Source organism: Corynebacterium sp., from assembly GCF_030535495.1.
Taxonomy (GTDB): domain Bacteria; phylum Actinomycetota; class Actinomycetes; order Mycobacteriales; family Mycobacteriaceae; genus Corynebacterium.
In genome coordinates, this window is record NZ_JAUNRW010000006.1 from 42,080 (window position 1) to 48,077 (window position 5,998).

Below are 5,998 nucleotides of genomic sequence, written 5' to 3' on the forward strand. Positions count from 1 at the left end.
TGTTCCACGTCGCGGACCCGGCCGCGTTGCAGGCGGTGGTGGCGCGCGCCTGCGCCGACCTGCGGGCCCTGCCGCCCGGCGACCTCGTGCCCACCCACCGTGATCTGCACGACAAGCAGCTGCTGTGGGAGCGCAATGCTGGGCCGGGGCTGCTCGACGTGGACACCGCCTGCCTGGCCGATCCGGCGCTGGATGTCGCCAATCTCCGGGCCCATGCGGTCTGGAGGTTCCGGCAGGGGGTGTGGGATGACCGGCAGGCGGCGGTGGTGCTGGGCGTGCTGGAGTCGAACGCGGCGGTCAAGGCCTATGAGCGGGCGACCCTGGTGCGGCTGGTGTGCGTGTATGCGGTCCGCCCCCGCTACCGGGAGGCGGCGAGGGCGCTGCTGGCTGAACTGGCATGAGCCCTGCCTCCGGGGTACTATTGGTAACAGTTTTCATTACGTTTCCAATAAGAGTTCAGGAGGCCCTTTATGCGGGCTCGCTTCGTCACCGGCCTGGTGGCCGCCACCACCCTCGTCCTCACCGCCTGCACCGGCGGCGGTGAGGGTGAGACCGGCGACGACATCTCGCTGGTCGTCACCACAACCCCCCTCGGGTCCGTCACCGAGCAGATCGCCGCGTGTGCCGGGGGCACCTCCACCACCCTCATGCCCGTCAATGCCGACCCGCATGATTTCTCCTCCTCCTCCTCGCAGGTGGCGGACATGGTCAAGGCCGATCTGGTGATCGCCAACGGCCTCGGCCTGGAGGGTGGCCTCGACGCCTCCCTCCAGCAGGTGGCCGCCGACGGCACCGACGTCCTCCACGTCGCCGAGCACGTCGACCCGCTGCCGTGGGGGGACCACGAGCACGAGCACGATGATCACGAGCACGGCCACGAGGGGCACCACCACGGTGACCGCGACCCGCACTTCTGGCTCGATGTCTCCCGCATGGCCGCGGCCGCCGAGCTCATCGGCAAGGAGGTGGCCCAGCGCACCGAGGATCAGCAGTGGACCGAGTGCGGCACCGAGGTGGCCGAGGAACTGCGCGCCCTCGACGAGGAGATCCGCACGGACCTGGCCGCCGTTCCCACGGAGCGGCGCACGATCGTCACCGATCACGAGGCCTTCGGCTACTTCAACCACGCCTATGACTTCCACTCCGCCGGCGTGGTCATCCCCGGCGGCTCGACCGAGGCCCAGCCCTCCTCCCAGGACCTGGCGGCCCTCGCCGGGGTGATCCGGGAGGAGAACGTGCCGGTGATCTTCACCAACGCCGCCGTCAACCAGACGCTGGTCGACGCGCTTGCCGCCGAGATCGGCGACAGCGTGCAGGTGGTCTCCCTCTACGAGGGCTCCGTCGGCACCGCGGATTCCCCGGCCGCCGACTACCAGGGCATGATGCGCGAAAACGCCCGCCTCATCGTCGAAGCACTCGGCTGACTAGAGTCTTGTCCGTGACTGACTGGCTTCTTGATCCCTTCCTGCTGGGCTTCCAGCAGCGGGCCCTGATCGGCGGGCTCATCGCCGCGGTGATGAGCGCCACCGTCGGCGTCTGGCTCGTGCTGCGCGGCATGAGCTTTTTCGGCGACGCCTTCGTCCACGGGGTGCTGCCGGGTATCGCCGCCGCCGTGGTCTTCGACTTCAACCCGATCCTCGGCGCCGCCGTCGCCGCCGCCGTCATGGTCGGTGCGGTGGAGGTGATCCACCGGCACACGCACCTCAAGGAGGACACGGCCATCGGCCTGCTCTTCGTCGGCATGATGGCCCTCGGCGTGGTCATCATCTCCCGCTCCGACTCCTACTCCGGCTCGCTGACCAGCATCCTCTTCGGCGATGCCCTCGGTGTGTCCTGGGAGGCCATCCGTCAGCAGGCGGTGCTGGCCGTGGTGGTCATCGCCGGATCCCTGCTGCTCTACCGGCCGCTCATGGCGTTGTCGTTCTCGCCCGTCAAGGCGGAAAGCCTCGGCATGCGCCCCAAGCTCACCCACGCGCTGCTGCTGGTGCTCATCGCCACCAGCGTCATCGGCAGTTTCCAGGCGGTGGGCACCATGCTGGTCTTCAGCCTGCTCGTCGCCCCGCCGGCCACCGCCGCATTGCTGTCGCGGTCCATCCCCATGATGATCGCGGTCTCCGCCGGCATCGGGGCCGCCTCCGTGGTCATCGGGCTCATCCTCTCCTTCCACCTGGGCACGGCCGCCGCCGCCACGATGGCGCTGGTGCCCATCGCCGCGTTCCTGGTCATCATGGAGGCGCAGTACCTGCGGCGCCGGGTCACAAGGAGGACGGCATGAGTGATCATCTCGCCGTCGGCCGGAAGCTCCAGCTCGGTTACGAGCGCACCGTCGCCGTCGCCCCTTCCGACGTCTCCATCCCCCTGGGCAAACTCACCGCCATCATCGGCCCCAACGGTTCAGGGAAATCCACCCTCCTGCACGCCATCGGCGGGTTGATCGCCCCGCAGTCCGGGCAGTTCGAGGTGGCCTTCCCGCGCCACCGCATCGCCTACGTCATGCAGTCGGTCGCCTTCCCCGAAGGTGTGCCGCTGTCGGTGCGCGAGGTCGTCCGCATGGGCCGGTACCCGTCGGCGGGCTGGTTGGGGCGTTTCGGGGGCGTCGATAAGCAACGTGTCGACGACGTCATGTCCCGACTCAATGTCACCGACCTGGGCAAACGACACCTTGAGGAGCTGTCCGGAGGACAGCGACAGCGCGTCTATGTCGCGCAGGGCATGGCGCAGGACCATGACGTGCTGCTTCTCGACGAACCCCTCACCGGCCTCGACATCGTCTCCGCGCGGATCATCGACGACATCATCCACGACGAGACCGAGCGGGGAAACACCGTGGTGCTCACCACCCACGACCTGGCGGAGGCGCGCGCCGCGGACCACGTGGTCCTCATGTCCGGGCGGGTGGTCGCCTCCGGGGCGCCGGAGACGGTGCTCACCGAGGCGAACCTGCGTGCGGCCTACAACCTCGGGGAGCTGCACGACAGCGGCGGACTGTTCATCGACAGCCCGCACGAGGAGTGCTAGCTACATGTCGATGTAGCGGGCACGGGCGATGGAGTAGAGGCCGTAGAGCGCCAGGCCGACGCCGATGATGATGAGCAGGATCGAGCCGAAGGGCTGCTCGCCGAGGGTGCGCAGCGCGGCGTCGAGACCCGCGGCCTGCTCCGGGTCGGACTTCCAGCCGGCGACCACGATGAGGATGCCCAGGATGGCGAACGCGATGCCGCGGGAGATGTAGCCGGCCATGCCGGCGCCGACGATGGCGCTGCCGACGTTGCCGGATCCGGCGCCTGCCTCCAGGTCCTCCTTGAACTTCTTCGTCGCGCCGTTGTAGATGCTGTACAGGCCGACGCCGAGGACGACGAGTCCGGCGATGATGACCAGGGCCGCACCCCACGGCTGTTCGAGGACGGTGGCGGTGACGTCGGTGGCGGTGTCGCCGTCCGAGGTGGAGCCGCCGCGCGCGAAGGTCGCGGTGGTGAACGCCAGGGAGGAGAAGACGACGAACAGCACGCCACCCTTCGCCTTGTCCTTGAGTTCCTCGCCGACGAAGACCTGGGACAGGCGCCACAGCGCCAGGGCGGCGAGGGCGATGACGGCCACCCACAGGAGTATCCGCCCGCCGGGGGCCTCGGCGATGGTGCCCAGGGCGCCTGAGTTGGAGGCCTCCTCGCCGCCGGAGCCGGTGGCGATGCGGAAGGCGATCCAGCCGATGAGGATGTGGAGGATGCCCATGACGATGAATCCGCCGCGGGCCATCATCTTCACGGCCGGGTGGTCGTGGGCCTTGCCCGCGTGCTGCCGGGCCTTGTTCTTCGCCTGGTTGGCGGTCTGGCGTGCATCCATAAGCCCATTCAACCCTGTCCGCGTGAGCTCGGCCACACGATTGGGGAGGATCGACACCCATCCGTTAATGTTGTCGCGTCACCAACGAAAGGACGTCACATGAAGATCGCCGTGTTCGTCGGCTCCATCCGCGAGGGTCGCACCGGAATCACCATCGGCCAGTGGGCCATCGAGCAGCTCGAGGCCCGCCGCGACGGCCACACCTACGAGCTCGTCGACATCCTCGAGCAGAACCTCAACCCCAACACCGCCGTGCCGCCGCGCATGGTCGAGGACGGCAACTACGCCGACCCGGCCACCCGCGCCTGGGCGCAGCTCATCGGCGGTTTCGACGCCTTCATCTTCGTCACCCCCGAGTACAACGCCTCGGTTCCGGGTCCGATGAAGGACGCCTACGACCTGCTGTTCGCCGAGTGGACCGGCAAGCCCATCGGCTTCATCGGCTACGGCTCCGACGCCGCCCGCACCGCCGTCTCCCACTGGAACGACATCGTCACCCGCGTCGGCATGGTGCTCACCCCGGCCCAGGCGGAGTTCACCTTCCAGGAGCATTTCCCCGACTTCGTGTTCACCCCGGGTGAGCAGGGTGAGGCCTGGATCAACGCCATCGCCGACGAGCTTATCGACGCCACCGACCGCGCCACCGTCACCGCCTAACTCTCAGAACAGCGCAGCCGCCCGCGCCCAGAGGTCATCGATCGGGGTGCCGGGCGGGAAACGGCCGTCGATCTCGAGGATCGCCAGGCCGTGGACTGTGGCGAAGAAGGTCTGCGCATCGATCGGGGTGTCGGTGACCAGGCCGAAGGGGGCGCCGCACCATTCCTCCAGACCTGCGGGCAGGGCCTCGCGGTTGAGGGGCCCGGTGGTGGCCAGGCGGTAGTGGTGGGGCCACGTGGTGGCGTGGTGCCGGTAGGCGGCGGCCACGCTGGCCGCCGACTTCTCGACAGCCACCGCCTCCCACAGGGCATCGCCCATCTGAAAGAAGGACGCGGTGAGGATGAGCGTGCGCAGCTCCTCCTTGTTCGCCGCGTGGTTGTACAGCGAGGGTGCCCGCATACCGACTTTCTCCGCGAGTCCCCGCATACTCAGCTCCTCCCAGCCGACCTCCTCCAGCAGCCCCCGCGCCGCCTCAATGATCTCGGCGGTGCGGGGGCGAAGGGGCGGTGTGACGGGGCGCATGACTGGCAATCTACCCCTGCTTCTCGATGTGACGGGCCAGCGCGGCGGTGCTCACCGCGAACTCCTCGTCGAGGTTGAACCACGGGCGCAGCAGGGTGACCAGTATGCCGCGGAACTCCTCGCCCTGGGTGATGGTCACCTGCTCGGGCGTGGGGCCCGGGTCGATGCGGTAGTAGTGCTCGCCGTCGGCGATCCAGCGCGTGCCCAGGCTGCCGCGCCAGCGCAGCTCCCGTCCCGGATCGGCGACGAGGACCTCCGGGCGGAAGACGAGCTCACTGCCGCCGGACCTGGTCCGGTTGTACAGATGCGTGCCGACGACCGCCTCACCCCGCAATTCCGCCGTGTACGGGTTCCACGTGGGGTAGTTCTCCAGGTCCTCGATGACCTGCCAGGCGGTGTCCGGGGTGGCTTCTGCGGTGGCGTGGTGCTCGACGCGGTAAGGGAAGATGACGCCGCTGACGGCCAGGGCGGAGGCTGCGGCGAGGGCGGTGAGGGCGATGGTGCGGATCTTCATGGGGGACTCCTTGGGTGGGACTAACGATGTTAGTTTCAAGACTAACGGGATTTGTCCAGTGGCGTCAAGGGTCTTGTTTTCCGTAGTGGAAAGTCATAGGGTTGCAGGTATGGAAAGTAATGAGGCTCGCCAGGCGTTGGGGCAGGTCTCCGGCGATGCGGAGGTGTTGCGGCGCGGACCGGCCCCGGTGACCGCGGTGCTGCTCGCGGCCCTCTATGGGGGCGTGCTGCTCATGGCCGGTTGGCAGCTCTGGTGGTGGATGGCCGGAATGATGGTGGCCTTCTGGATCCTCGCCTGGGTGCTCCGGGACCGCATCATGGACACCGTCACCCGCGGCCGGGGAGGGGCCATGTCATGGCACCTGTCCCAGCTGTTCCCGATGTGGCTGCCCCTGATCCCGTTGGTGAGTCGGGGTCCTGCTTGGTTCGCCGTGCTGGTGGCGGTTGCCGGCGCGCTACACGCCGG

Annotated in this window: 8 protein-coding genes and 1 pseudogene; 6 read left to right on the forward strand and 3 right to left on the reverse strand. The window is 68.4% G+C overall.

What is annotated here, in order from left to right; translation table 11 throughout:
• The 4 genes from Q4F73_RS01725 to Q4F73_RS01740 all read left to right on the forward strand — a co-directional run.
• The coding region (locus Q4F73_RS01725; protein WP_303357621.1) for a phosphotransferase at positions 1–401 on the forward strand (401 nt) is incomplete at its 5' end.
• A 69-nt stretch (positions 402–470) separates the two neighbouring features.
• Entirely contained in the window at positions 471–1,424 is a 954-nt protein-coding gene (locus Q4F73_RS01730; RefSeq protein WP_303357622.1) for a metal ABC transporter substrate-binding protein, read from the forward strand.
• 14 nt (positions 1,425–1,438) lie between these two features.
• Positions 1,439–2,275 (forward strand): metal ABC transporter permease, encoded by an 837-nt coding sequence (locus tag Q4F73_RS01735; RefSeq protein ID WP_303357623.1) that lies wholly within the window; start codon positions 1,439–1,441, stop codon positions 2,273–2,275.
• Entirely contained in the window at positions 2,272–3,018 is a 747-nt protein-coding gene (locus tag Q4F73_RS01740; RefSeq protein WP_303357624.1) for a metal ABC transporter ATP-binding protein, read from the forward strand. The genes Q4F73_RS01735 and Q4F73_RS01740 overlap by 4 nt, the downstream gene beginning before the upstream one ends.
• Here the strand turns inward: Q4F73_RS01740 and Q4F73_RS01745 are convergent, their stop codons facing one another.
• A complete protein-coding gene (locus Q4F73_RS01745) occupies positions 3,019–3,840 on the reverse strand; it encodes a DUF1206 domain-containing protein (protein WP_303357625.1) in 822 nt (273 codons plus the stop codon).
• 99 nt (positions 3,841–3,939) lie between these two features.
• Between Q4F73_RS01745 and Q4F73_RS01750 the strand changes: the two genes are divergently transcribed.
• Positions 3,940–4,497, forward strand: a complete 558-nt coding sequence (locus tag Q4F73_RS01750; RefSeq protein WP_303357626.1) for an NADPH-dependent FMN reductase — start codon at positions 3,940–3,942, stop codon at positions 4,495–4,497.
• Positions 4,498–4,500: 3 nt separating this feature from the next.
• Here the strand turns inward: Q4F73_RS01750 and Q4F73_RS01755 are convergent, their stop codons facing one another.
• Both Q4F73_RS01755 and Q4F73_RS01760 read right to left on the reverse strand, forming a co-directional pair.
• A complete protein-coding gene (locus Q4F73_RS01755) occupies positions 4,501–5,019 on the reverse strand; it encodes a TetR/AcrR family transcriptional regulator (RefSeq protein WP_303357627.1) in 519 nt (172 codons plus the stop codon).
• Positions 5,020–5,029: 10 nt separating this feature from the next.
• On the reverse strand, positions 5,030–5,533 hold the full coding sequence (locus Q4F73_RS01760) for an SRPBCC domain-containing protein (RefSeq protein WP_303357628.1): 504 nt from the start codon (positions 5,531–5,533) through the stop codon (positions 5,030–5,032).
• A 109-nt stretch (positions 5,534–5,642) separates the two neighbouring features.
• Here Q4F73_RS01760 and Q4F73_RS01765 point away from each other — a divergent pair.
• Positions 5,643–5,998, forward strand: a pseudogene (locus Q4F73_RS01765) (hypothetical protein); the annotation flags it as partial.